The organism is Ruegeria sp. YKSF070 (assembly GCF_059612725.1).
In genome coordinates this window covers 21,758-47,447 of the sequence record NZ_JBXWRD010000025.1, presented here as the reverse complement: position 1 = coordinate 47,447, position 25,690 = coordinate 21,758, and the positions used below count along the sequence as shown (strand labels likewise).

At 66.0% G+C, this 25,690-nt stretch carries 22 protein-coding genes and 1 pseudogene; 12 read left to right on the top strand and 11 right to left on the bottom strand.

What is annotated here, in order from left to right; genetic code table 11:
• Positions 1-94 precede the first annotated feature (94 nt).
• The 6 genes from AC2FL1_RS13560 to AC2FL1_RS13535 form a co-directional block, all read right to left on the bottom strand.
• A complete protein-coding gene (locus AC2FL1_RS13560) occupies positions 95-1,012 on the bottom strand; it encodes an NAD-dependent epimerase/dehydratase family protein (RefSeq protein ID WP_496877296.1) in 918 nt (305 codons plus the stop codon).
• A complete protein-coding gene (locus AC2FL1_RS13555) occupies positions 1,009-2,145 on the bottom strand; it encodes an ATP-grasp domain-containing protein (RefSeq protein WP_496877295.1) in 1,137 nt (378 codons plus the stop codon). Before AC2FL1_RS13555 ends, AC2FL1_RS13560 begins: the two co-directional genes overlap by 4 nt.
• Positions 2,142-3,197: a PseG/SpsG family protein gene (locus tag AC2FL1_RS13550; RefSeq protein ID WP_496877294.1), complete on the bottom strand. Its 1,056-nt coding sequence runs from the start codon at positions 3,195-3,197 to the stop codon at positions 2,142-2,144. Before AC2FL1_RS13550 ends, AC2FL1_RS13555 begins: the two co-directional genes overlap by 4 nt.
• Before the next feature lie 170 nt (positions 3,198-3,367).
• A complete protein-coding gene (locus tag AC2FL1_RS13545) occupies positions 3,368-4,276 on the bottom strand; it encodes an N-acetylneuraminate synthase family protein (RefSeq protein ID WP_496829852.1) in 909 nt (302 codons plus the stop codon).
• An 81-nt stretch (positions 4,277-4,357) separates the two neighbouring features.
• Positions 4,358-5,464 carry a DUF6716 putative glycosyltransferase gene (locus tag AC2FL1_RS13540; RefSeq protein ID WP_496877293.1) on the bottom strand — a complete coding sequence of 369 codons (1,107 nt, stop codon included), beginning with the start codon at positions 5,462-5,464 and terminating at the stop codon, positions 4,358-4,360.
• A gap of 4 nt (positions 5,465-5,468) precedes the next feature.
• Positions 5,469-5,663: a hypothetical protein gene (locus AC2FL1_RS13535; RefSeq protein ID WP_496877292.1), complete on the bottom strand. Its 195-nt coding sequence runs from the start codon at positions 5,661-5,663 to the stop codon at positions 5,469-5,471.
• Between the two features lie 165 nt (positions 5,664-5,828).
• On the opposite strand from AC2FL1_RS13535, the gene AC2FL1_RS13530 reads away from it, so the two are divergent.
• Both AC2FL1_RS13530 and AC2FL1_RS13525 read left to right on the top strand, forming a co-directional pair.
• Positions 5,829-7,046 carry a cytidylyltransferase domain-containing protein gene (locus AC2FL1_RS13530; protein WP_496877291.1) on the top strand — a complete coding sequence of 406 codons (1,218 nt, stop codon included), beginning with the start codon at positions 5,829-5,831 and terminating at the stop codon, positions 7,044-7,046.
• Positions 7,043-7,837 (top strand): hypothetical protein, encoded by a 795-nt coding sequence (locus AC2FL1_RS13525; RefSeq protein WP_496877290.1) that lies wholly within the window; start codon positions 7,043-7,045, stop codon positions 7,835-7,837. Before AC2FL1_RS13530 ends, AC2FL1_RS13525 begins: the two co-directional genes overlap by 4 nt.
• 48 nt (positions 7,838-7,885) lie before the next feature.
• On the opposite strand, the gene glmS is transcribed toward AC2FL1_RS13525, so the two are convergent.
• A complete protein-coding gene (gene glmS / locus AC2FL1_RS13520; RefSeq protein ID WP_496877289.1) occupies positions 7,886-9,706 on the bottom strand; it encodes a glutamine--fructose-6-phosphate transaminase (isomerizing) in 1,821 nt (606 codons plus the stop codon).
• Between the two features lie 408 nt (positions 9,707-10,114).
• Positions 10,115-11,230, bottom strand: a complete 1,116-nt coding sequence (locus tag AC2FL1_RS13515) for a polysaccharide biosynthesis/export family protein (RefSeq protein WP_496877288.1) — start codon at positions 11,228-11,230, stop codon at positions 10,115-10,117.
• A 99-nt stretch (positions 11,231-11,329) separates the two neighbouring features.
• Here AC2FL1_RS13515 and AC2FL1_RS13510 point away from each other — a divergent pair, with 99 nt between their 5' ends.
• Positions 11,330-12,208 (top strand): NAD-dependent epimerase/dehydratase family protein, encoded by an 879-nt coding sequence (locus AC2FL1_RS13510; RefSeq protein ID WP_496829866.1) that lies wholly within the window; start codon positions 11,330-11,332, stop codon positions 12,206-12,208.
• Positions 12,205-12,816 (top strand): sugar transferase, encoded by a 612-nt coding sequence (locus tag AC2FL1_RS13505; RefSeq protein ID WP_234145700.1) that lies wholly within the window; start codon positions 12,205-12,207, stop codon positions 12,814-12,816. Before AC2FL1_RS13510 ends, AC2FL1_RS13505 begins: the two co-directional genes overlap by 4 nt.
• Positions 12,817-12,860: 44 nt before the next feature.
• On the opposite strand, the gene AC2FL1_RS13500 is transcribed toward AC2FL1_RS13505, so the two are convergent.
• Positions 12,861-14,336, bottom strand: a complete 1,476-nt coding sequence (locus AC2FL1_RS13500; RefSeq protein WP_496877287.1) for a mannose-1-phosphate guanylyltransferase/mannose-6-phosphate isomerase — start codon at positions 14,334-14,336, stop codon at positions 12,861-12,863.
• 191 nt (positions 14,337-14,527) lie between these two features.
• Between AC2FL1_RS13500 and AC2FL1_RS13495 the strand changes: the two are divergent.
• A pseudogene (locus tag AC2FL1_RS13495) lies at positions 14,528-15,528 on the top strand (NAD-dependent epimerase/dehydratase family protein).
• A gap of 95 nt (positions 15,529-15,623) precedes the next feature.
• On the top strand, positions 15,624-16,928 hold the full coding sequence (locus AC2FL1_RS13490) for a UDP-glucose dehydrogenase family protein (RefSeq protein WP_496877286.1): 1,305 nt from the start codon (positions 15,624-15,626) through the stop codon (positions 16,926-16,928).
• Between the two features lie 118 nt (positions 16,929-17,046).
• On the opposite strand, the gene AC2FL1_RS13485 is transcribed toward AC2FL1_RS13490, so the two are convergent.
• Positions 17,047-18,123: a ParB/RepB/Spo0J family partition protein gene (locus AC2FL1_RS13485; RefSeq protein WP_496877285.1), complete on the bottom strand. Its 1,077-nt coding sequence runs from the start codon at positions 18,121-18,123 to the stop codon at positions 17,047-17,049.
• A gap of 34 nt (positions 18,124-18,157) precedes the next feature.
• Positions 18,158-19,546 carry an AAA family ATPase gene (locus tag AC2FL1_RS13480; RefSeq protein ID WP_496829873.1) on the bottom strand — a complete coding sequence of 463 codons (1,389 nt, stop codon included), beginning with the start codon at positions 19,544-19,546 and terminating at the stop codon, positions 18,158-18,160.
• A gap of 407 nt (positions 19,547-19,953) precedes the next feature.
• On the opposite strand from AC2FL1_RS13480, the gene AC2FL1_RS13475 reads away from it, so the two are divergent.
• The 6 genes from AC2FL1_RS13475 to AC2FL1_RS13450 all read left to right on the top strand — a co-directional run bounded on the left by AC2FL1_RS13475 (position 19,954) and on the right by AC2FL1_RS13450 (position 25,676).
• Complete coding sequence (locus tag AC2FL1_RS13475) at positions 19,954-20,973, top strand: replication initiator protein A (protein ID WP_496877284.1); 1,020 nt, start codon at positions 19,954-19,956, stop codon at positions 20,971-20,973.
• A gap of 58 nt (positions 20,974-21,031) precedes the next feature.
• Positions 21,032-21,592 carry a dTDP-4-dehydrorhamnose 3,5-epimerase gene (rfbC, locus tag AC2FL1_RS13470; protein ID WP_496829877.1) on the top strand — a complete coding sequence of 187 codons (561 nt, stop codon included), beginning with the start codon at positions 21,032-21,034 and terminating at the stop codon, positions 21,590-21,592.
• A complete protein-coding gene (gene rfbB / locus AC2FL1_RS13465) occupies positions 21,589-22,641 on the top strand; it encodes a dTDP-glucose 4,6-dehydratase (RefSeq protein ID WP_234145693.1) in 1,053 nt (350 codons plus the stop codon). Before rfbC ends, rfbB begins: the two co-directional genes overlap by 4 nt.
• A gap of 70 nt (positions 22,642-22,711) precedes the next feature.
• Positions 22,712-23,563: a dTDP-4-dehydrorhamnose reductase gene (rfbD, locus tag AC2FL1_RS13460; protein WP_496877283.1), complete on the top strand. Its 852-nt coding sequence runs from the start codon at positions 22,712-22,714 to the stop codon at positions 23,561-23,563.
• On the top strand, positions 23,560-24,429 hold the full coding sequence (gene rfbA / locus AC2FL1_RS13455) for a glucose-1-phosphate thymidylyltransferase RfbA (protein ID WP_496829883.1): 870 nt from the start codon (positions 23,560-23,562) through the stop codon (positions 24,427-24,429). The genes rfbD and rfbA overlap by 4 nt, the downstream gene beginning before the upstream one ends.
• Complete coding sequence (locus tag AC2FL1_RS13450; protein ID WP_496877282.1) at positions 24,426-25,676, top strand: glycosyltransferase family 4 protein; 1,251 nt, start codon at positions 24,426-24,428, stop codon at positions 25,674-25,676. The genes rfbA and AC2FL1_RS13450 overlap by 4 nt, the downstream gene beginning before the upstream one ends.
• The last annotated feature ends 14 nt before the right edge of the window (positions 25,677-25,690 follow it).

Here is a 25,690-nt window from a genome sequence, read left to right as displayed (position 1 = left end):
TCCTCAAATTTCCGACGCATCGGGCGGCACGCCTGCAAGGCCGCCATGTCAGAGCACGGCCAAGGCCGGGTTCCGCAACACCGGCGGGACATGGCTATTCCGCGCGGCCCCCCGCCTGTCGCTGCATGCGCTCGAAATCCTCAAGCCCCGCGCGCAGGGAAAAGCCCGGCGCCCAGCCGAGCATCCGCTCCGCCTCGTCCAGCGCCATCGCCGTTTCTGGCATCGGCGTGTCGCTGTCGGTGTCATAGCGGATATTGCCCGCGTTGCCGAATACCGCATTGACGGTTTCGGCGATCTCGCCCACCGGGATGGCGCGGCCGCCGCCGATATTGCAGACCCCTGTCGCCGCGCCGCGCAGCGCCGCCAGGAATGCCGCCGTGGCATCGCGCACGTAAAGCTGGTCGATGCGGTAATCGGCATTGCCGGTCAGCACGATGGTTTCCCCCGCGCTGGCCTGGCCTACAAACCGCATCAAGGCGGGCGTGCCCTTTTCACCATGGCCATAGACCGCCGCCAGCCGCAGCGCCACCGCCGCCGGCCCGCGGGCCCGGGTCAGCATCTCCAGATGCTGCTCGGCCATCAGTTTCGACAAGGCATAGGCATTGATCGGACGCGCCGGCGCGGTTTCGCGATAGGGCAGGCCGCTGGCGGGCGAATAGACCGCGATGGTCGAGGCCAGCACGATCTTTTGCAGCCCGTTCTCGCGCGCGGCATGCACCAGGTCGCCGATCGCCGCGACATTGGGCTCCCAGAACGGGGCCAGCTCCATCGGCGCGTCTTCGCGGGTCATCCGCCGCCCCGCCAGGTGGATCACCGCATCGGCCCCATCCAGCGCCGCCACCAGGCTGTCGCGGCTGTAATCGGTCTGTCGGTCGTCCGGCTGTTCCGCCGGTCCGCGTCCCAACCGGCGCACCCGGTATCCGGCCGCCTCGAGATCGGCGCACAGATAGCGCCCGATAAACCCCGAGGCGCCGGTGACCGCGATCAGGCCCGAGGCGACGGCTCCGCTCATGGGGTCTCCCTCACGTAATAGCCCACCACCTCGAGCGTGCCGTTGACCGGGCGCACCTCCTGCCCCGCCTCATAGCGATACTCGTGATAGATCGCGCCCTCGGGCTGGGGGAACCGCCCGGGGTCGAAGGCCGCGCCCGGCGCCATCTGCTGGAACATCAGCTCCATGTCGCGCCCGTGGCGGTCGCCCTCGCCATTGTTGGGCAGCACCCCGGGCGTGCCCTCGCCGGTCAGGCAATCCATGGTCATGGCGATCAGATCGACCTGTTCCGCCGCCCGGATCAGGCGCCACATGTGGCAGCCGTCCAGCCGCGGCGCAATCTCCACCACGCGCGGACCCTCCGGGGTCACGATCATCTGGAAATACAGCACCCCGTCCCGGGTTCCCATCGCCGCGATGATCCCGTCGACCAGCTCCAGCGCGGCGCGCTGGTTGTCTTCGCTGACATCCTTGCAGGGCACCAGATGCCCGCGCGGCACGCCAAGCGCATGGGGCCCGTGCACCAGGCGCTCGGACAGCACCTTCATCCGCACCTGGCCGCCGCAGACCATCACGTTGCACGAGATCTCGACCCCTTCGAGAAAGCCCTCGACAATCGCCTTGCGGCTGCGCGAGAAGCCGATCGCCCGGGTGATCGCGGGTTCCAGATCCTCGGCCCGGTCGATACGCACCACGCCGCGCTGGCCCTGGGCATCGGTGGGCTTGACCATGCAGGGGAAATGATCCCAGCCCGCCGCCGCCGCCGGGTCGCTTACCTCGACAAAGGGCACCGGGCTCAGGTCGTGCTCTTTCAGGAACGCCCTGAGTGCCGCCTTGTTGTCCAGCAGCGCGATGAAATCGCTGTCATAGAAATGCGGCAGGCCCAGGCGCTCGGACAGGGCCACCACCGAGGTCATCGCGATATCGGACGAGATCGAATAGACCAGATCGACCTGATGGCGCTGCGCCGCCTCGGCCAGCGCGTCCAGGTCGACGATGTTGATCGCCTCGACCACATCGCAATAGGCCTGCCCGGACTCGCCGGCGACCGGAGAGACGCCGATCACGAACCAGCCGCGATCCTTCATGTGGCGGATCAGATCCGCCTGACCGGCATTGGTGCCCAGCACCATGATCTTCTTCTGAGTACTCATGCGTGTTCTCTTTCCCGTTCCAGCAGGGCCTCGACCAGCCGTCTGGTCCCCTGCCCGTCCACCAAGCGTCGCCCCTCGGCCGCCATCGCGGTCCGTGCGGCATCATCCTCGACCAGCGCGGCCACGGCCGCGTGCAGTTCCAACGGCGTCACCGCCCCGACCTGGCCAAGATAACGGGCCCCGGTCAGTTCCTGCCAGCCCCGGCAGGGCCGCTCCTGATTGGGGGCCAGTCCCATGAACACGATCGGCAGGCCGCAGATCGCCGCCTCGTAGCTCATCGTGCCACCGCCGATCACCGCCAGGTCGCAGTCCCGCATCAGCCCCGCCATGTCGGGCGGATTGACATGAAACTCGGCCTGGCCCGCGGGCAGGGCCGCCACCTCGGCGGCAACCGCCTCGCGGCGCGGGTTGCCCGCCCCCGACACGATCACCAATGTCACATCCGGCCCCAGACGGCCCGCCAGCGCCGCGATCGCGGTGGCGATGGCGCCCCGGTCGTCGCCGCCGCCAAAGGCCACCAGGACGCGCCGCACCGGGCGCCCGTCGGCCCGCGCGGCGATGCCTGCAAAGGCCGGGCGCAGCACCGCGTAGCGCGGCCCGAACAGGGTCCGGGTGCGCGCCGGCTCCTTCAGCCAGGGCAGATATTGTTCGCGCCGCTCATAGGGGCTGGCATTGACCAGCAGGTCGGGCTGAAATTCCCAGGGGGCACTGGCATCAAACTGCTGCAGCCAGCGCAGGCCCGCATCGCGCAGGATCTGCTGATATTCGGGATCGCCGCGATAATCGTCCATCACCGCATAGGGGGTGGCATGGTCCCGGCACAGCGCCACCAGCCGGGCCGCATCCTCGGCCGAGCTGCCGCGTTCGGGCACCTCGATCCAGTCGGCGAACAAGCGCGCATCCTGATCCGAGCGCAGCGTCTCGGGCGGCCCCAGCAGCACCGCCTGCCCGCCCAGGGATTGCAGATATCGCGCCATTTCCCGGCAGCGCATCAGATGCCCGATCCCCACCGCGGCGGATACAGCACAGCGAAATATCACCTTGTCTGTCACGCCTCGTCTCCTTGCGGACGCGGCTCGCGGCTTGGCTGTTCTGACATATCTTACATAATGATCTTAAAATGAAACGTCTGACATCGGCCCTTCGGTAGGCCGATTTCGGCAAGGTTGCAAATAAATAAATGCGGCCTGCGACCCTGCCGACCGGCCCGGTTCAGACCGGGTCAGGATGCCGTCCATTTGAGCTTGTCGCGCTGCACCTGCTCCACCGGCAGGATCTCTGCACGCTTGTAGGCCAGCGCCTGATCGACATTGCGCACATCCCGGCACAACCGGCGCAGCCCGTCGGGTTCCAGGCTGGCGGCGTGGTCGGTGCCCTTCCAGGTGCGGTCCAGGGTAAAGTGGCGTTCGATATGGGTGAACCGGCCCTTGCCCTCGGCCTCCATCCGGCGGCCAAGCGCCAGCGCGGCCACATCCGCGGCAATGCCCAGATGATGCCCGGAAAAGCCGATGCCCTTGACCGTGGAGCCGAACTTTTCCATCAGATTGCAGATTTCGAACAGGCAGATATCCTCGAAGGCCACCGGATAGCCCGAGGTGCAGCTGTAGATCACCAGATCCCCGGCCCGGCCCCGCTCGGCATAGAACTGCACCAGATCGGCGATTTCCTTGCCCGTGGACATGCCGGTCGAGACATGGATCTCCCCGGCGAAATTCTCGCACAGAAAGTTCTGCATCTCGTAATGCAGGTTGGTGGCCGAGGGAATCTTGAGCATGGTCGGGTTCAGCGCCGCCATCTCGCGCGCCGAGGTCAGATCCCAGACGCTGGTGGAATAGGCGATGCCATGGGCCTTGCAGGTCTCGATCAGCTCCTGGTGCTGATCGGTGTCGAATTCCAGGAACTCGCGATGCGCCCCATAGGTGTCGCCATAGGCATTGGCCGGCACCGGATGCGGGGTGTCATAAGCCTCGGGCGACAGCAGCTCTCGGTTATGGCGTTTCTGGAACTTGGCGACATCGGCATTGCACACCGTGGCCGCGACGCGGATCAGCTCCTTGGCAATGTCCATGTCCCCTTTGTGATTGCACCCGATCTCGGCGATGATCTGAACGGGTCGGGTTTCTTGCGTCATATTGAAATCCTAAAAGAATTGGGGGGTCGGGATTTTCTGCCCGGACTTGAGCCGAGAGTTACCCCGGACCTTCCATATGTGTCAAACACTCCCCTCGGGCCGGGGCGCCGCATCCGCGTCGATCTCGTGCAGGACCCGGGCGCCCAGATCGGGGGGACAGAACATGTCGTCGACCCAGCCGGGATCGGGCGCCCGATAGCGCAGGTGCAGCAGATCGCGCAGCGAGACGACCAGGTTGCTGGCCTCGAACAGGGCGCGCATCGGCGGCACCAGGGGATCGACATAGGCATCGACATAGTCCAGATGCACCATCGTCGGCACCCCTGCCCGCACCAGGTCCATCGCCGCCGTCGAGGTGCAGACGATCCCGATCGCGGCCTGGGCCAGCGCGCTGTCCATGTCGCAGGCGGTCAGGCGCAGATTGTCCGGCACCGCGAGCGCCTTCATCAGGTCCGGATAGCTGAACCGCTCCCTGTGCACATGGGTGGTGTTCTCTTCGGGCAGGTGGCGCAGCTTGATCCACACGGTCCGCTCCGGGTTGGACCGGGCGAGGGCCGCCATCACCCGCAGCATGTGCAGCCGTCCCCGCCGGGTCGAGGGCGACAGCGCCTGGGCAAAGAAATAGATATCCCCGTCGGGCAGCGCGGGTGGCGTGGCCCGCTCGGGGCGCAGACAGGCCGGGTGCCCGAACCCCACCCGCCGGGCCTTTCCCGGCCCGCCCGGATCATGCGGCGGCAGTTCCGCGGCCTGCAACGCCCGGAACCGTGGCAGGTAATCGCGGGGGAACAGATAGACACTGTCGCAATAGAGCCGGTTGCGCATGCCCCGGTCGGGAAAGAAATCGAGCCCGGGCAGAAAGGCGATGATCCGGGGCCGGGCGCTGCTCTGGCGATAGGCGGGATCCATCAGCAGATCGGTCAGCACCCGGGGCACCTTGCAGACGATGATGGCATCCAGATCCGGCGCCCGCGCCGCCGCCGTCAGCCCGGCAAGGTCCAGCACCGTGTAATCCCCCTCGGGCACATGCAGCGCCAGCTGCCGGGGCGACAGGGCCAGCTCGTCGGCAAAGGCGCCCAGCGTCACCTCGGCCACCGGGTCGGCCGCGCGCAACTGGGCCCGCATCCGGGTGGCAAAGAACAGGGTGGAATCATCGCCGAACAGGATCAGCAGGCGTCGGGGCCGGGTCATGAACTCAGCTGTCTCCGCGTTCGAAATCTTCAAGGATGCGCTGCTGTTCCCGGTTATGGGCACGGTTGGCCGCCTTCAGATGCGCCGGAGACGGGATCCGTTCATAGACCGGCGCCGCCCGTTTGCCCAGCCGCCAGACCGCCCGACGCAGCCGCCACAACGCCCGACCCAGAGACGAGTTCTTGAGCTGCAAAAGCATCCTGCAAAACCGGTAAATCCAAGATCCACGAAGGATTTACACAGCGCCCCCCGGTTTGTAAAGGTAACCGGACTGCGGCGCCCGGACCCCGCGCCCGCCTGCCCGCGGCGCTTGGGCGCGACCCGACCCCGCGGCGCCAAATGCGCAAGACGACAGAGTATCGACATGACCGGCACAGCCCCCGCCCCCGAGGCCACCGCCTGCATCATCCTGGCCCGTGGCGGGTCCAAGGGCATCCCCGGCAAGAACCTGCGCCCCGTCGGCGGCGTCTCGCTGATCGGACGCGCCGTGCGCGCGGGCCGTGCCGCGCCCTCGGTCGAGGCGGTCTATGTCTCGACCGACGATGCCGCCATCGCCACCGAGGCCCGCCTGCATGGCGCCCGGATCATCCACCGGCCCGCCGATCTGGCCGGAGACACCGCCAGTTCCGAATCCGGCTGGCTGCACGCGCTCGGCCCGGTGCGCGCCGATCTGCCGGCGCTGGAGCGGCTGGTGTTCCTGCAATGCACCTCGCCCTTCACCACCGGCGAGGATATCGAGGCCTGCCTGGCCGCGATGCGGGGCCAGGGCGCCGATTGCGCGATCTCGGTGATCGAGGATCACTCGTTCCTCTGGCGCCCCGATGCCCAGGGGTTCGGCACCGGCATCAATCATGACGAGACCGGCCCCAGGATGCGCCGCCAGGACCTGCCGCCCGCCTTTCGCGAAAGCGGCGCGATCTATTGCGTGCGGGCCGACGCCTTTGAACGGGTGGGCAACCGGTTCTGCGGCCGGGTGGCGCTCTGCCCGGTGGATCACCCGGCGGTCGAGATCGACAGCCTGCGCGATCTCGACCTGTGCAGCCAGCTGGCGCGCAGCCACGGGCTGGACAGCCCGGCGGCGGATCGTCTCGGCCGTATCCGCGCGGTGGTGATGGATTTCGACGGGGTGCATACCGACAATCTGGTGATCACCGACCAGAACGGGGTCGAAAGCGTGCGCACCTCGCGCGGCGATGGCATGGGCCTCTCGCTGCTGCGCGAGGCCGGGCATTGGCGGCTGATGATCCTGTCGAAAGAGCGCAACCCGGTGGTGCTGCGCCGGGCCGAGAAACTGCAGATCGAGGTCCAGAACGCCACCGACGACAAGGTGGCCGCCCTGTCCGGCTGGCTGTCCCGGCACGGGCTGGACTGGGGCCAGCTTCTCTATGTGGGCAACGACATCAACGACCGCGCGGCGATGGAGCAGGCCGGCCTGTCGGCCTGCCCCTCGGATGCCCATCCCGAGATCCTGGGACTGGCCGACTGGATCCTGCCGCATCCGGGCGGGCATGGCGCGCTCCGGGCCATGGCCGACACGCTGCGGGCGGCACCGCGCGCGGGACAGCCGGACGACCGGAAATGACATCCGACACCTTTGTCGTGGCCGGCGGCGGCCTGTCCCTGACCCGGCTGATCCCCGGCCAGGTGCTGGTCACCGACCGGATTGTCCGCACCAACAATTTCTTCTTCGAGCCGATGCACTATCTGGGCCGCCGGGTGGATCTCGCCTTCATGGGCGGCGATCCGCGGGTGGCGCCCTTCATGTTCGAAACCCTCTGGCGATGCCGCGCGGATTACGACCTGGCGGCCTGGAGCAGCCACAACCCCGCCGTCATCCGCGCCGGGCAGCGCCGGTTCGGCGCCTGCTACCGGGTGATGCGCTATCGTGACGCCGCGATCGAGGCCGAGGTCGCCGCCCTGATGGCCCGGCACGACCGCAAGCCGACCACCGGCACCTATGCCGCCCTGATGGCGCATGGCATGGGGGCGCGGCGCATCATCCTGACCGGGATCGACTTCTACAATGGCGGCCAGCGCTATCCGTTCGAACCCGGTCGCCACCAGCGCGACCTGATGGGTCAGGATCTCAACCGCCGGGGCATTGATCAGCACCTGCATGCGCCGCAGCTGGATCTGGATATCCTCTCCGCGCTGATCCGCCGGGGCGATGCCGAATTCCTGCGCAGCGGCGCGGGAACGCCGCTGGACAGCCTGATGCCGCAGGCCCCCGTGCGCACGGGGCAGCCGGTGATCCCCACCCCGCGCACGCCGCCCACCGACTGGGCGTCGCGGGCGGGGCTCTATCCGATCGCCTGGCTGAAGCTGATGCGCCGGGCCAGCGCCATGCTGCGCGGCCTGCGCGGCCAGAGCTGAGATCCGGTCGGAAACAGGCTCTATACAGGCCCTATGAAGGGGGTTTCGCTATTCCACGGTCACCGATTTGGCCAGGTTGCGGGGCTGGTCCACATCGGTGCCCTTTTCCACCGCCGTGTGATAGGCCAGAAGCTGCACCGCCACCGCATAGACGATGGGGGCAAAGGGCCCGTCCACCCGCGGCATCGCCACGGTCTGCCAGATGCCACCGCCGGCCTTGTTGATCCCGGCCGGGTCGCTGACCATCACGATCCGCCCGCCCCGGGCCATCACTTCCTGCATGTTAGAGACTGTTTTGTCGAACATCTCGTCATCGGGGGCCAGCACCACCACCGGCATCTCGTCGTCGATCAGCGCGATGGGTCCGTGCTTCAGCTCGCCGCTGGCATAGCCCTCGGCATGGATATAGCTGATCTCCTTGAGCTTGAGCGCCCCTTCCAGCGCCAGCGGATACATCGCCCCGCGGCCCAGAAAAATCGCATCCTTGAACCGGGCCAGCTGCGAGCTGATCGCGTGCACCTGCGGTTCGCAGGTCATCGCATCGGACACCTGCCCCGGCACCCGCATCAGATGGTCCACATGTGTCGCCAGCGCCGCCTGGTCCAGTACACCGCGCTGCCGCGCCGCCTGCAAGGCCAGTGCCGCCAGCACGACCAGCTGGCAGGTGAACGCCTTGGTCGAGGCGACCCCGATCTCGGGTCCGGCCAGGATCGGCAGCGCCAGATCGCTTTCGCGCGCGATCGAGCTTTCGGCGACATTGACGATCGACACGATGCTGCCCGCCTTGCCCGCGCAATAACGCAGCGCCGCCAGCGTATCGGCGGTCTCGCCCGACTGGCTGACGAACAGCGCCAGCGTGCGGTCGGAAATCGGCGGTTCGCGATAGCGGAACTCCGAGGCGATATCGACCTCGACCGGCAGCTTGGCGATCTGCTCGAACCAGTATTTGGCCGTGAAACAGGCCAGCGAGGCGGTGCCGCAGGCCACCATCACCACCCGGTCGATCCCGGCGAAATCCAGCCGGGTCTCCAGCAGGTGCTGCCCCTCGCGCTTGCTGAGGTAATATTTCACCGCCTCGGCCAGCACGGTGGACTGTTCGGCGATCTCCTTGGCCATGAAATGGCGATATCCGCCCTTGTCGGCGGCGGTCGCATCCACATGCACGGTCTTGCGCTGGCGCGCGACCGGCTGCTGGTCGGCATCCAGGAAGTCGGCCCCCGCGCGGGTCACGATCGCCATGTCGCCTTCTTCGAGATAGGTGATCTGGTCTGTCATCGGCGCCAGCGCCAGCGCATCCGAGCCGACGAACATCTCGCCCTCGCCCCAGCCCACCGCCAGCGGGCTGCCCTTGCGCGCGGCCACGATCAGGTCTTCCTCGCCCTCGAACAGGAAGCACAGCGCATAGGCGCCTTCCAGACGCGCCACCGTCTTCTTGGCGGCCTCGACCGGGGTCTCGCCCTGTGCCAGATACCAGTCGCACAGCATGGCAACGGTCTCGGTATCGGTCTCGGTCTCGGGGGTGATCTGCTGGTCGGCCAGGAATTCGCGCAGGGCGCGGAAATTCTCGATGATCCCGTTATGGACCACCGCCACCTTGCCCCGGGCATGCGGATGCGCGTTCTGGGTGGTCGCGGCGCCATGGGTGGCCCAGCGGGTATGGCCGATCCCCGAGGTGCCGGCCAGCGGCTCGTGCACCAGCAGGTCGCTGAGATTGATCAGCTTGCCCAGAGCCCGGCGCCGGTCCAGCCGCCCGCCATCGACGGTCGCGATCCCCGCGCTGTCATAGCCGCGGTATTCGAGGCGCTTGAGCCCCTCGACCAGGATCGGGGCGGCCTGGTGATGCCCCAATACGCCGACAATTCCACACATCGTCCGTTCTCTCCGGTTGCTTATCCGTTTTCCACTCGGGCACGTGGCCAAGCGACAGCCCGCGCCGTTCCTGCCGCATCAGAGCCTGAAAAGCCGTTTTCCCCACCGCTTGTACACAGCGTGGGAAAGGGCCTGCGCACCACATGCAGGGCGCCTGCGATCATGTCTGGAACCGTCGGCATATCCGAACGCATACGCGTCCCTCTACCGGTCGCTGGAACGATCAAAGCGCATCTCATTACAAATATCTGTCAATCAGTTAACCGATTTCGGTCTTATCCATAAAGCCGCAGTTTGCCAAGCGCGGATCCCCGGAGCTGAAACTATGTTACAACGCCGCCTCGCGCCCGGCCCGCAGCGTGAAAGACCCGGCGGTTTTCCGCCGGGCCCGGATATCGGAGCAGACCGTTACAGCACGCCCGCGCGACTGAAGACCCCGAAGAAGTTGCCGATCACGTTCGAGATGGTGAGCACATCGTTGATCGGCGCCTCGGTCGCCAGCACCAGGTCGTTGGGGTTGATCTTGAAGTTGCGCGCCGAGAACAGCCCGTCGAACGTGGTCAGGTCGATCGAGAACACCACCCGCGTGTTGCGCGGCCCGCGGGTGCCCGGACTGACCGCAGCGGCGGGATATTCCCGCAGGATCAGCAGGCCCTTGGGGTCGGCCCGGCTGTCATTGACACCGCCAATGATCGACACCGCGTCCATCGCCGACAGGTCATCGCGGGTAAAGGGGTGCAGATCCTCCTTGCCGGTGGCGCCGAAGGACAGGAAGTAACGCTGGTCCTCCTCGACAAAGACCTGATCGCCGCCGCGCAGCAGCGTGTCATAGGACGGCGTGTCCAGCAGCCGCTCGACCGAGGTGCCATAGATCGCGTTGCCGCGCACCAGGCGAATCTGCGGGTTGACCAGTTCCGCCGACACCCCGCCGCCATCCGACAGCAGGCTGCGGACCGTATAGTTGCGGTCGGGCATCGGATAGGATCCCGGCCGGGAGACACCGCCGACCAGCTCGACCGAGTTGCCGCGGCCTTCCTTCATGCTCAGCTGTACCTGGGCCGAGGGCACGATCGCCTCCAGATCGCTCTGCAACCGCTCGCGGGCCAGGTCCGGGGTCATGCCGATCACGCTGATATCGCCGACATAGGGCACGAAGACGGTGCCGTTCGAGGCCACCCGCACCTGTTCCAGCGGCACCGCGCGCTGCGTCTCGGTGGTCAGCAGGGAGTTTTCGCTGCTGTCCCAGATCTGCAGGGTCAGCGTGTCGCCGGGCTGGATGATCTGGGTCTTGGCCCCCTGGCTCCGGCTCAGCCAGGACAGGTGCTCCTGCCGACCGGTCGCCGGCCATTGCGACACGGTGGGCAAAAAGGCGCGATTGACCAGATACAACGCGAATTCGCCGCTCTCTTCCTGGACCTGATCGATGATCTCGCTGCTGGCCGGGGCACCGGCCGGCAGGCGGCCGCATCCGAAGAGAGTCAGCAGCACCCCCAGAAGGATGGCGGTTTTTGCAACATGCTTCATCAGTAAGATCGGCCTATGTGTAAAGTTAATGGTTTTTGCCATTGGAGTGTGCGCACAATACCGGCATCGAAGGATCCGTCAACGCTTACAAGAACACCCATGCAATTTCCCGATATCTTGGTTCTCGGAGCGACCGGACGGATCGGCAGAATCCTGCGTAGCGTCTGGAAACCGGAAATATCCCAGAACCATATCCTGTGGCATACGCGCAAGCCCGTGACCGCAGAGCGGCACAACTGGGTCAGCTTCGATCCGCTGACGGAACCCGACAGGCTGATCGCCGCCGCCCGCGGCCGCAAGGCCATTCTGTGCCTGTCCGGCGTGATCCCCGGCCGCGAAAGCCCGGGCACGACGCTGGACGACAATATCGACCTTGCCCTGGCGGCGGTCCGGGCCGGCGCGCAGACCGGCGCCCGGGTTCTGCTGGCCTCTTCGGCGGCGGTTTACGGCAATCAGGCCGGTCTGCTGTCCGAACGGGCCTCGACCCGGCCCACCAATGCCTATGGCCGCGCCAAGCTCGAGATGGAACGACGCGCCACCGAGCTGGCCCGGGCAAGCGGGGTGTCCTGCTGCTGTCTGCGGATCGGCAATATCGCCGGAATAGACGCTGTTCTGGGCAAGTGGACGCCAAAGATCGCGCTGGACCGGTTCCCCGACGGGCACACCCCGAGACGCAGCTATATCGGCCCGCGCAGCCTGGCCCGGGTCCTGTTCGATCTGATGTTGGTCCCCGACCTGCCCCCGGTGCTGAATATCGCGGCCCCCGGCATGGTGGAAATGGGCAACCTGCTGGACGCCGCCGGGCTGCACTGGACCCCGCGCCTGCCGCAGCCGGGCACGATCGCCCAGGTTCAGCTTGACACCACCTCGCTGAACCGGCTGTCTCCGGTGGCGGCCGAAGAGGCCTCTCCGGCCTGTCTTGTTGCGCAATGGCGCAGTTTAGAGCCGGATATCGGGAATATTCAGGACTCAAGATGACTTTTGGCAAACGTCTTTTCGATCTGTTCTTCGCCTCCCTGCTGGTGCTTCTGCTCTGGCCCTTCATCATCGCGCTGCTGGTCTGGCTGCTGATCCGCCAGGGGCGGCCGGTCTTTTACGTGGCCGAGCGGATGAAGGGGATGGGCGAGCCCTTTGCGCTGTGGAAACTGCGCACCATGACCGAGGTCGACGAGGATTCGGGCGTCTCGGGCGGCGACAAGGTCAACCGCATCACCCCCACCGGGGCCTGGCTGCGTTCCAAGCGCCTGGACGAGCTGCCCCAGCTGTGGAACATCCTGCGCGGCGACCTGAGCTTTGTCGGTCCGCGCCCGCCCCTGCGCCAGTATGTCGAGCAGTTTCCCGAGATCTATTCCGAGGTCCTGAAATCGCGCCCCGGCGTCACCGGCCTGGCCACGCTGGTCTATCACAAGCACGAAACCATGCTGCTGGCGCGCTGCAAGACCCGCGAGGAGACCGATCTGGTCTATGCCCGCAGCTGCGTACCGCGCAAGGCCCGTCTCGACCTGATCTATCAGCGGCGGCGCAATGTCTGCTACGATTTCGACCTGGTGTTCCAGACGATCGGTTTCCTGTTCCACCGCCGCTGACCGGCGATATCAGACCCTGTCAAGGGCCGGACAGGCAGGCCGCGTCACTGCCGGGCATAGACATCCTCGTACCGGATGATGTCGTCCTCGCCCAGATAGCTGCCGGTCTGAACCTCGATCAGCACCATCGGCACCTTGCCCGGATTTTCCATCCGGTGGATCGCCCCCAGCGGCACATAGACCGACTGGTTCTCGCTCACCAGGGTGACGGTATCGCCCACCGTAACCTTGGCGGTGCCCTGCACCACGATCCAGTGCTCGGCGCGGTGATGGTGGCTTTGCAGGCTCAGGGCGGCACCGGGATGCACCATGATGCGCTTGACCTGGAACCGGTCCTCGATCACCAGGCTTTCGAACCAGCCCCAGGGGCGGTGATCCTTGGGAAAGGTCTCGGCCTGTTTGACCTGCTTGCGCTTCAGCGCCGCCACCGCCAGTTTCACATCCTGCGTCCGCCCGGCGGCGGCGACCAGCACCGCGTCGGGCATGGCGACAACCACGGTATCCTTCAGCCCGATCCCGACCACCTGAAGGGTATCGTCCTCAGACCGCAGCAGCGAATTCTCGCAATCGATCGCCGTGGCCTGCCCCGACAGGGCGACCCCGCGCGCATCCCGGTCCATCTCGTGCCAGACCGCATCCCAACCCCCCAGATCGGACCAGCTCTGCCCAAAGGGCACAACGCTCAGATTGTCGGCCTTCTCCATCACCGCGTAGTCGATCGAGATATCGGCCAGCCCGGCCCAGGGTTCGGGCGCCAGACGGAAGAAGCCCAAATCCGGGCGCCCCGTCTCGACCGCCTGCCGCACCGGCGCGATCATCTCGGGCGCATGGGTCTCGAAAGCGGCGAGGATCGCCCCCGGCGAAAACAGGAACAGGCCCGCATTCCACAGATGCCGCCCCGTCGCCATCATCCGGGCGGCAGCCTCGGCATCCGGTTTCTCGATGAAGCGGCGCAAGGGCACCGGGCCGGTAACGGCCCCATCGGACACCGGGCCGGTAACAGCCCCATCGGGTGCCGCCTCCAGCTCCAGATAACCATAGCCCGTCTCGGCCCGCGTTGGCTCGACCCCGAAGGTGACCAGCTGGCCCTCCTCGGCCGCCGCGACGCCCGAGGCGATCATCCGGCGGAACAGTTCGGGGTCGGGCACCACGTGATCCGAGGGCGCGACCAGCATCAGCCCCTCGGGATCCTGCGCCTGCAGCCACAGCGCCGCCGCCAGGATGGCCGGCGCGGTGTTGCGACCCTCGGGTTCGATCAGCACCGCCGCCGGGTCGATACCGGCCTCGAGCAGCTGCTCGGTCACGATGAAGCGGAAATCGGAATTGGTCAGCACCACCGGAGCGGCAAAGCCCTCGCCGCTCATCCGCCGGACCGAGGCCTGGAACAGCGAACTGTCCCCGATCAGGCGCGAGAACTGCTTGGGATAGCTCTTGCGCGACAGCGGCCACAGCCGCATGCCCGAACCGCCGCACAGGATGACAGGCGTAATCGTCCGCGCAAACTTCATAGCGTCCATCATCTGGCCCTCCTGCCCCGTGATTTCCCGGTGTGGAATTTCCGACGTGATCTTGCCGGTGTGCTCTTTCTCCCGTGATATTTGCCCCGTCTCGAAATCACAACATCCCAGATCGCACAAACCGCCACGACCGACGGCGCCTGTTTCCCCGCAAGGGTTTGACCGCAATCCGGATTTCCCTCTAGAGATCATATATGCGAACCACCCTCGTCACCGGCGCCGCCGGCTTCATCGGCTATCACCTGAGCTTGCGCCTGCTGGCGGCGGGCTGGCGGGTGGTGGGGCTCGACTCTCTCAACCCCTATTACGACCCGGCGCTGAAACGGGCGCGGCTGGCGCAGCTCGAGGCCCGGCCGGAGTTTGTCCCCGTCATCGGCAAGCTGGAAACCCCCGGCCTGCTGGCCGATCTCTTTGCCGCGCACCGCCCCGCCCGCGTCATCCACCTGGCCGCCCAGGCCGGCGTGCGCCATTCGATCGAGGCGCCGCGCGATTATGTCGAGGCCAATCTGCTGGGCACTTACGAGCTGATCGAGGCCGCCCACGCCCATCCGCCAGAGCACATGCTGCTGGCCTCGACCAGTTCGGTCTATGGCGCCAATACCGCGATGCCCGATGCCGAGACCGACAAGGCCGACAGCCAGATGTCCTTTTACGCCGCCACCAAGAAGGCAAACGAGACGATGGCGCATTCCTATGCCCATCTCTATGGCCTGCCGGTGACGATGTTCCGCTTCTTCACCGTCTACGGCCCCTGGGGCCAGCCCGACATGGCCTATTTCAAATTCACCCGCGCCATCCTGAGCGGCGAGACGATCGACGTCTATAACAACGGCCGGATGCGGCGCGACTTCACCTATATCGACGATCTGGTCGGCGCCATCCTGGGCCTGGCCGAGGCCGCACCCGACCCGGTGCCGGTGGGCGATCACAACAGTCTCAGCCCGGTGGCGCCGTTTCGCGTGGTCAATATCGGCGCCAGCCAGCCTGTCGAGGTGATGGCCTTCATCCGCGCCATCGAAACCGCCTGCGGCCAGCAGGCCCGGATGCGGATGCTGCCGATGCAGCCCGGCGACGTGCCCGCCACCGGGCCGAGACCCGGCTCTTGCGCGACCTGACCGGCGCCGGGATGGACACGCCGCTGGCCACCGGTATGCAGCATTTCGTCGACTGGTATCGCGACTATTACCGGATCTGAGCCGGCACCGCAGAGGGGCGTTGCAACAGGCGTCGGATCCGCCGATTGTAAACAGGCCGGAAGAGCAGCCCGGCGCGACAAGAGAGGTAGGGGTTATGCGGATCGCCATGATCGGAACCGGCTATGTGGGCCTGGTCTCCGGCATCTGTTTTTCCGATTTCGGACATGACGTGATCTGCGTCGACAAGGACGCGAGCAAGATCGGCCGGCTGAATGCCGGCGAGGTGCCGATCTACGAGCCGGGGCTTGATGCGCTGATGGCCAAGAACGTGGCCGCCGGGCGGCTGAGCTTCACCACCGATCTGGCCGCCGCCGTGGACGGGGCCGAGGCGGTGTTCATCGCGGTGGGCACCCCCACCCGGCGCGGCGACGGCCATGCGGATCTGACCTATGTGATGGCCGCCGCCGAAGAGATCGCGCAGGCCCTGACCGGCTATACCGTGGTGGTGACCAAATCCACCGTGCCGGTGGGCACCAACCGGCAGGTCAAGCAGGCGATTGCCAAGACCAATCCGCAGACGGAATTCGACGTGGCCTCGAACCCGGAATTCCTGCGCGAGGGCGCGGCCATCGAGGATTTCATGAAACCCGACCGGGTGGTGGTGGGCGTCCAGAACGCCCGCGCCGCCGAGGTGATGGCCGAGATTTATCGGCCGCTCTATCTGCGCGACTTTCCGATCCTGACCACCGATCTGGAAAGCGCCGAGATGATCAAATACGCCGCCAACGCTTTCCTCGCGACCAAGATCACCTTCATCAACGAGGTGGCGGGCCTGTGCGAACGGGTCGGCGCCGATGTCAAGGAAGTGGCACGCGGTATCGGGCTGGACGGCCGGATCGGCAACAAGTTCCTGCATGCCGGTCCCGGTTATGGCGGCTCGTGCTTTCCCAAGGATACCGCAGCGCTGGCGCGGATCGGGCAGGACCATGCCTTTCCCATGCGGATCACCGAAACGGTGATCCGGGTCAATGACGAGGTCAAGAGCCGCATGGTCGAGAAGATCCGCGACGCGCTGGACGGCAGTTTCAACGGCAAGACCATCGCGGTGCTGGGGGTGACCTTCAAACCCAATACCGACGACATGCGCGAGGCGCCGTCGCTCACCATCGTGCCGACCCTGATCGGCGGCGGCGCCCGGGTGCGGGTGGTCGACCCGCAGGGCCAGGCCGAGGGCGAGGCCCTGCTGCCCGGCGTCAAATGGATGGACGACCCCTATCAGGCCGCGCGCAAGGCGGATCTGGTGGTGCTGCTGACCGAATGGAACGAATTCCGCGCCCTCGACCTCAAGCAGATGGCGCGCAAGATGGAGACCCCGCGCATGGTAGACCTGCGCAACATCTATTCGGAAAAGGCCGCGCGCAAGGCCGGGTTCGAGTGCTATATCGGGGTCGGGCGCTAGAGCGCTTGGCTACTGAAATGTTTCGCGCGCGAAACATCGCGGGGCAAGGTGGGGGCTCTGCCCCCGCCGTGCAAAACGCGGCTCTCCCAGGATATCTGGAGCAAGAGAAAAGACCCTGTCAAAGGGATTTTAGCCAGTCTTCCAGCATCTCGGCCAGACGATCCGAGACGCCCTCGCCCACCAGTTCGATACGACCCTGATCGGGGGTGAATCGCATTTCGATACCCTGCGTCACCCGGGTGACGATCCGCTCGCCGGCTGCCGGGTTCTGCGCGGTCGAGCGCAGCCGGGGCCGGGCAGGGGGCTCGGGATCGGCCGGCGGGGGCGGTGGTGCCTGCCGTTCGGCCAGCGCCTGGGCCAGGATGCGCATCTCGGCCGGGGCGCTGTCGCGGGGGCTGTCCTTGAGCCGCGCCTTGAGCAGATCGGCAAAGCCCGGATCGCGCACCATCTCGCGCGCCAGCGCCAGGCCCAGCTTCTCGGAGATCGCCGAAGGGAAGTAGAGCACCGCGTCGAATGCCTCGACCAGCAGGATGAAGGTGCCGATCTTGGAACGGCGCGAGCGGGTGGTATTGCCAAACAGCCCCTGCAAGGCGGCGCGCTGATTGGGGTAGACGCCTTCCTTCATCGCGCGCACTGCGATCCGGGCGCGCTCGTAATGGCTGAGATTCACCCGGATCTCGTTCTCCTCGACCATCGCGACATAAGCGTCCTGGGCGGTCTCGGGGGCAATCACCATGGCACGCACAGTGGCGAACTTAGGGTCTGATGTCTCTTTATAGAGCCTGCGCAGCGCCGTCAGCCGCCGCCAACCCGAGATCAGGCCATGGGTGCGCCCGCCAGCGGGATCGGGCAGGGGGACCACCTCGACCGGCATCTGCTGGCCGCGCGCCCGCAGACTGTCGGTCAGCGCGGACATTTCCTCTTCGTTCTGCTCCAGCCGGTCGCGCACCAGATGGCGTTCGTCGATCACGTCAAGCGGCAGCAGCTCGATCATCCGACCTTCGGCCCGCGCCGTGGCCATGACCTGGCTCATCTCGTCCAGCGCCGCCCGCGCCGAGGCATCGCCCGCCACCTGGGCGATCGGCGCCTGACCGGCGCCCAGCGGCATCGACTTGGTCTCGGGCGCCCGCTGGCCCGGCACGGGACCGTCCAGGAAAACCGGTTGTGCCGGGCTCAGTCGCTTGCGTTTTGCCATCTCTACTCTCCGGGTTTGCCCTTGTTAGGCCCTGTTATTCCGCTGCCGCCTGTGCGGCCAGTTCGTCACGTCGCCAGACCCCCAGCAACAGCCGCTTGAACGCCGCATAGGTGGCATCAAAGGTCTCGCGCCCCCGGGCATAGGTCTCGCGGTTGAAATCGCGGTAATCGGCCTCGTAGATGCCATGCACCCGTTCGCCCGCCTGACCGATCAGGGCGGTGAAATCCTGTCGGTGGGGTGAGAGCGTCTTGCCCAGATAAGCCTGCATCAGAGCCGAAAGCTCGCCCTGCTGCGCCCCGTCGAACCGGGTCACCACCGCGCGCACCGCATCCCATTCGAACGCCATCTCGGGCCGACCCAGCGCGCGGGCGGCCATGTTCTCGCCATCCTCGATACTGGCGAAAGTCGAATGCAGCATGTCGAAGAAGCGCCCGGTGGAATCGAACTCCAGGAACGAGGCGCCCAGCGGTACCAGCAGGATATCCGCCGCTGCCAGACCGTTGATGGTGAGGTATCCCAGCGCGGGCGGCGTGTCGATGAAGACCAGGTCATAGTCGTCCAGTACTCCGTCGGCGGCCAGCCGGTCGGTCAGCGCGTCCCACAGCTTCCAGCCGCGCGCGGCCATGCGCCAGACCGGGATCTGGAACTCGGCCCAATAGAGGTTCAGCTGCGCGCCGATCAGGTCGATATTGGGCCAATGGGTGGACTGGATCACATCCCCCGCGGTCATCTTCATGGCCGCACTCAGCGCCTCGTCCAGCGGCTGGGGCGCATCGCCCCGATCCAGCCGACGCTGGTTCTCGACCCGCAGATATTCGCCGTAATGACGGGCCAGCAGCGGGAAGGCGGTCTGCCATTCATCCTCGACCCGGCCGCCAAAGATCGAGGTCATCGAGCCCTGGCTGTCGAGGTCGATCACCAGCACCCGGTAGCCATCGAGCGCGGCCGACATGGCCAGATGCGCCGCCGTGCTGGTCTTGCCCACGCCGCCCTTGAAATTGGCCACAGCGACCAGTTTCGCAGGCTGCCCGGCGGGGCGGTAGGGCAGATAGTTCTTGGCCTTCGATCCCTGCGCCCCGAAATGCGCGCGCAGGCGCAGCACCTCGTCCAGCGTGAACCACTTGGCGCCGCCCTCGGTTTCCGACCGGCCTTGGGGCAGGTCGGGGTTCTGTTTCAGCACGCGGCGGAAATGGGCCTGGGCGACGGGGATCAGATAACGGGTGATCTCCCAAGTGGAAAACAGGCGCAGCGTCTTGCGCCCTTCCTCGTTCATGCCCCGGCTGGCCAGATCGGCGCGCCCGCGAGTGCAGGCCTCGGCAATGGCGGCAAAGCCATGGGTGCCTGTGGGTAAGTCCAGCTCGGCCAGCGCCGCGTCCGGGTCGATGTTGAAATAGGGGGGCAGGGGGGTGCCGTCCTTGGACATGGGAAATCTGCTCGATGTGCTGCGTTTTCCTTATGATACCGAAAAAGGTGTCACATGGAAGAAAAAGGCGCATGTCATGCGGATTTTCTAAGCAAAATAAGGGGGTGGTGCGGCGGTTTTACCGCATTTCCACCGGGTTGGCGATTTTTTTGTAATGTTAGATCTGTGTTATCTATGTGTTACTGGGCAGAGGATTTGTTATTTTTCCCTTTATAATCAATCGGTAAACCACAAATTCATAAGGGTAGGCGACTCTGAACCCCCGAAAGACTGACTCCGAACCCCCGATCAGGCGACTCCGAACCCCCGTTGTGCGGGCTTGTGGATAACTCTAGGTTGGTGTCACTAAAACCACGAAAGAAAACGAGTCGGATACCGACCGCAAAACAGGCACCAAAGGCAGGGCCATGAGCAGGGCAGTGACAGCAATGGGCGCGGGGCTTTTGCCCGATCGCCACCAGCAGGGCGATTTTTTCGTCTGCGACATCTTCGATGCGATCCCCAAGGACGATATCGCCAGCATGGAACATCCGCTGTTCTCGCTGGCAACCCGGCCCGACCGGCGCATCCTGCAATACGACCACAACGGTACCGAGATCACCGTCATCCCCAGCATGCGGGGCCTGGCCACCATCCATGACAAGGATATCCTGATCTTCTGCATCAGCCAGTTGATGGCGGCACTGAACGCGGGCCGCCGGGTCAGCCGCACGGTGCAGCTCAAGGCGCATGACCTGCTGATCGCCACCAATCGCGAGACCTCAGGCGACGCCTATCGCCGCCTGCGCGAGGCCTTCGAGCGGCTGGCGGGCACCCGCATCACCACCAATATCGTCACCGGCGAGATCGAGACCACCACCGGGTTCGGCCTGATCGAGAGCTGGGAGATCGTGCGCAAGACGCGGGGCGGGCGCATGGTCAGCGTGGCGGTGACGCTCAGCGACTGGCTCTATCGTGCGGTGCTGTCGAAATCGGTGCTGACGCTCAGCCGCGATTACTTCCGCCTGCGCAAACCGCTCGAGCGGCGCATCTACGAGTTGGCGCGCAAACATTGCGGGCGCCAGCCGGCCTGGACCGTCTCGGTCGACACGCTGCTCAAGAAATCCGGCTCGGCCTCGCCCCGCCGGGTGTTTCGCAAGATGTTGCGCGACATGATCGAGGCCGGTCACCTGCCCGATTACGAGATGACCGAGGAACCCGGCGACCTGATCCGCTTTGCCCCGCGCGGCGGGTTGGTCGAGGGCGAGGCCCGCCCGCCGGTGCTGCGCGCCGAGACGCTGGAAGAGGCCCGCCGCCTGATGCCGGGGGCGGATGTCTATGCGCTCGAGGCCGATTGGCGCGGGGTCTGGGCCCGCACCGGCGCACCGCGCCTGCGCAAGCCCGACGCCGCCTTTATGGGTTGGGTCCGGAAACGGGCAGAAGGATGACAGCCGCGGCCCGGTTTTGCTAAGGATCGGAAAACAGTTCCAAAGAGGCGACGTGTACATGCAGGTGGAAAAGACTCCCTTGTCCGGGGTGCTGATACTGACCCCGGCCCGGTTTGGCGACGAACGCGGATTTTTCAGCGAGACCTGGAACCGGGCGCGGCTGGCCGAACACGGGATCGAGATGGATTTCGTGCAGGACAACCATTCGCTGTCCACCCGGGTGGGCTCGGTCCGGGGCCTGCATTTCCAGGCGCCGCCCCATGCCCAGGACAAGCTGGTGCGCTGCGGGCGGGGGGCGCTATTCGATGTGGCGGTCGATATCCGCAAGGGCAGCCCCACCTACGGGCACTGGTTCGGGGTCGAGCTGAGCGCCGAGAACGGCCGCCAGCTTCTGGTGCCCAAAGGCTTTCTGCACGGGTTTGTCACCCGTGCCCCCGATACCGAGATCTGTTACAAATGCACCGATTACTACGCCCCCGAATGTGACGGCGCGGTGCGCTGGGACAGCTGCGGCATCGACTGGGGGATCGATGGCGACCCGGTGCTGAGCGCCAAGGATGCCACGGCCCCCGCCCTGGCCGAGTTCGACAGCCCCTTTGTCTGGGAGGGCGCGGCATGAAACTGCTTGTCACCGGGGGCGCGGGGTTCATCGGTTCGGCAGTGGTGCGCCGGGCCATCGCCGATGGCCATGCGGTGGTCAATCTCGACGCGCTGACCTATGCCGCCTGTCTGGACAATGTGGCCAGTGTTGCGGATCACCCCGATTACACCTTTGTAGAGGCTGATATCCGTGACCGCGCCGCGCTGGATGCGGTGTTTGCCGAACACGGGCCGGACGCGGTGATGCACCTGGCTGCCGAAAGCCATGTGGACCGTTCGATCGACGGGCCGGGTGATTTCATCGAGACCAATATCACCGGCACCTTCAACATGCTCGAGGCGGCGCGGAAATACTGGGTGGGGCAGGGACGGCCCACGGCGTTCAGGTTCCACCATATCTCGACCGACGAGGTCTATGGCAGCCTGCCCGCCGATCCGGCGGTCAGGTTCACCGAAGAGACAGCTTACGATCCGCGCTCGCCCTATTCGGCCTCCAAGGCCAGTTCCGACCACCTGGTGCGGGCCTGGCACGAGACCTATGGCCTGCCGGTGGTGCTGACCAATTGTTCCAACAATTACGGCCCCTATCATTTCCCCGAGAAGCTCATTCCGGTGATCATCCTGAACGCGCTGGCGGGCAAGCCGCTGCCGATCTATGGCGACGGGTCCAATATCCGCGACTGGCTTTATGTCGAGGATCACGCCGAGGCGCTCTTGTTGGTGGTGACACGAGGGGCCGTGGGGCGGACCTATAATATCGGCGGCGAGAACGAGCGGACCAATCTGGAACTGGTGAAAACCCTCTGCGCCATCCTGGATGACCTGCGCCCGCGCGCTGACGGCAAGGCTTATGCCGATCTGATCACCTTTGTCACCGACCGTCCGGGACATGATGCGCGCTATGCGATCGACCCGACCCGCATCCGCGAGGAGCTGGGCTGGCGGCCCAGCGTCACCGTCGAGGAGGGGCTGGAGAAAACCGTCGCCTGGTATCTGGGCAACGAGGCCTGGTGGCGCGCCCTGCAGAGCCGCGACGGTGTCGGCCAGCGGCTGGGGGTGCGGGCATGAGAGATTTTTCGACGAAAAATCTCGCCTCCGGCGGGAGTATTTGGGGCGGAATGAAGACAGGGGAGGGGGCATGACCGTTCTGGTATTCGGGCAGACCGGGCAATTGGGGCGCGAACTGGCGCGGTTGCCCGGCACCATCTGCCTGGGTCGCGACCTGGCGGATTTCACCGATCCTTTCGATCCGGTGACGCGGATAGAGGATACCGGAGCAGAAGCCGTGATCATCGCGGCGGCCTATACCGCCGTCGACCGGGCCGAAAGCGAGGAGGAGCTGGCCACCACCGTCAATGCGCATACGCCCGGCGCCATCGCCCGGGCCTGTGCCGCGCGTGGGCTGCCGCTGGTCTACGTGTCCACCGATTATGTCTTTGACGGCAGCGGTGAGGCGCCCTGGCATCCGGATGACGCGACCGGGCCGGTGAACGCCTATGGCCGCTCCAAGCTGGCGGGCGAGCAGGCGGTGCGCGCGGCGGGCGGGGTTCATGCCATCCTGCGCACCTCCTGGGTGGTGTCGGCACATGGGGCGAATTTCGTGAAGACCATGCTGCGGCTGGGGCGGGAGCGGGACCGGCTCACCATCGTGGCCGATCAACTGGGCGGGCCGACACCGGCCGGCGCCATCGCGGCAGCCTGCCTGGAGATCGCCGGCCAGTTGGTGGACGATCCTGGCAAGTCGGGCACCTATCATTTCGCGGGCACCCCGGATGTGAGCTGGGCCAGTTTCGCGCGCGAAACATTCGCGCTGGCCGGGATCGCCTGCGAGGTCACCGATATTCCCAGCTCCGATTATCCCACGCCCGCGCGCCGGCCGCTCAATTCCCGCCTCGATTGCGCCTCACTGGAGGCGGTTTTCGGTATTAGACGTCCCGACTGGCGGGCCGGGCTGGCCGGGATATTGAGAGATCTGGGAGAACGGGCATGAGCGGACGCAAGGGGATCATTCTGGCAGGCGGCAGCGGCACCCGGCTTTATCCGATCACCATGGCGGTGTCGAAACAGCTCTTGCCGCTCTATGACAAGCCGATGATCTATTATCCGCTCAGCGTGCTGATGCTGGCGGGGATCCGAGAGATCTGCGTCATCACCACGCCGCAGGACCAGGACCAGTTCATCCGCACCCTGGGCGATGGCAGCCAGTGGGGAATTTCGCTCAGCTATGTGGTCCAGCCCAGCCCCGACGGGCTGGCGCAGGCCTATCTCCTGGCCGAGGATTTCCTGGACGGCGCCCCCAGCGCGCTGGTGCTGGGCGACAATGTCTTCTTTGGTCACGGGTTGCCGAAACTGCTGGCGGCGGCGGATGCGCATGCGACCGGCGGCACCGTCTTCGGCTATCACGTGGCCGATCCCGAACGCTATGGCGTGGTCGCCTTCGAGGCCGGCATCGCCCGCCGCATCGTCGAGAAACCCAAGGAGCCGCCGTCGAACTATGCGGTGACCGGGCTCTATTTCCTCGATGGTACCGCCCCCGAAAGGGCGCGCGCGGTGACCCCCTCGCCCCGGGGCGAGCTGGAGATCACCGATCTGTTGCAGATGTATCTGGAACAGGGCGCGCTCAGGGTCGAGACCATGGGCCGCGGCTATGCCTGGCTGGATACCGGAACCCATGCCAGCCTGCTGGACGCGGGCAATTTCGTGCGCACGCTGGAAGAGCGGCAGGGGTTGCAGACCGGCTGCCCCGAGGAAATCGCCTATGAGGCGGGCTGGATCGACGCCGATCAGGTGCGGGCGCGGGCGGCGCTGTTCGCCAAGAACGCCTATGGCGCCTATCTGGAGAGGCTGATCCGGTGAAGATCCTCTTTGTCCATCAGAACATGCCGGGCCAGTACCGGGAGCTGGTGCAATGGCTGGCCGCCCAGGGCGGGCACGAGCTGGTGTTCCTGACCCAGCGCAGCCCGGCGCCGCGTATCCCCGGTGTCCGGACGGTGGTCTACAAGCCGCATCACAAGCCCGCCAAGGGCGCCTATGGCCTGTCCAAGACCTGGGAAGAGGCCGCCGGTGCCGGCTTCGGCGCCGCCATGGCGGCCCGGGATCTGGAACGCGAGGCCGGGTTCCGCCCCGATATCGTGCTGGGCCATACCGGCTGGGGTGAGCTGCTGTTCTTCAAGCAGATCTGGCCCGACGTGCCGCTGCTGGGCTTCTTCGAATATTTCTACATCAGCGAGGGCGGGCTGGTCGGGTTCGACCCCGACGACAAGCCCTCGGAACATTCGCCCTTCCTGCTCGAGGCCCGCAACGCGGTGCCCTATACCAATATCCAGCATGTCGATCTGGGGCATGTGCCGACCCGCTGGCAACGGGATGTCTTTCCCGCCAGTTTCCACGACAAGTTCTATACCTGTCACGACGGCATCCGCACCGACCTGCTGCACCCCGATCCGCAGGTGCAGCTGGGCCTGGGGCGGCTGGACCGGCCGCTGACCCGCAATGACGAGGTCTTTACCTATCTGGCGCGCAACCTGGAACATGCGCGCGGCTTCCATATCTTCATGCGCGCGCTGCCAAGGATCCTGCGCGCGCGACCCCAGGCCCGGGTGCTGATCCTGGGCGGCAACGAGGTCTCCTATGGGCGCAAGAGCCGTCACGAGGGCGGCTTGCGCGCCGAGATGGAGGCCGAGGTGGGCGGGGACCTGGACTGGGAGCGGGTGCATTTCCTGGGCCGCGTTCCCTATGACAAGTTCCGCCAGATCGTACAGCTCAGCCGCTGTCACATCTACCTGACCATGCCCTTCGTGCTCAGTTGGTCGCTGCTCGAGGCGATGTCGATGCAGGCCACCGTGGTGGCCTCGGACGTGGCCCCGGTGCGCGAGGCGGTGAGCCATGGCGAAACCGGGCTGTTGGTGGATTTCTTCGATCACGGCGCGCTGGCCGATCAGGTGATCGACGTGCTGGCCAATCCGGAGGCCCATGCCCATTTGGGCCCGGCGGCGCGGGCGCATGTGGTCGAGAAATACGATTTCCTCACCCGCTGTTTGCCCGAGCATCTGCGCCGCATCAACGCATTGGCGCCCGACGCCGCGCCCATCGCATTGCCCTGAGGCCGGCGCGCGCG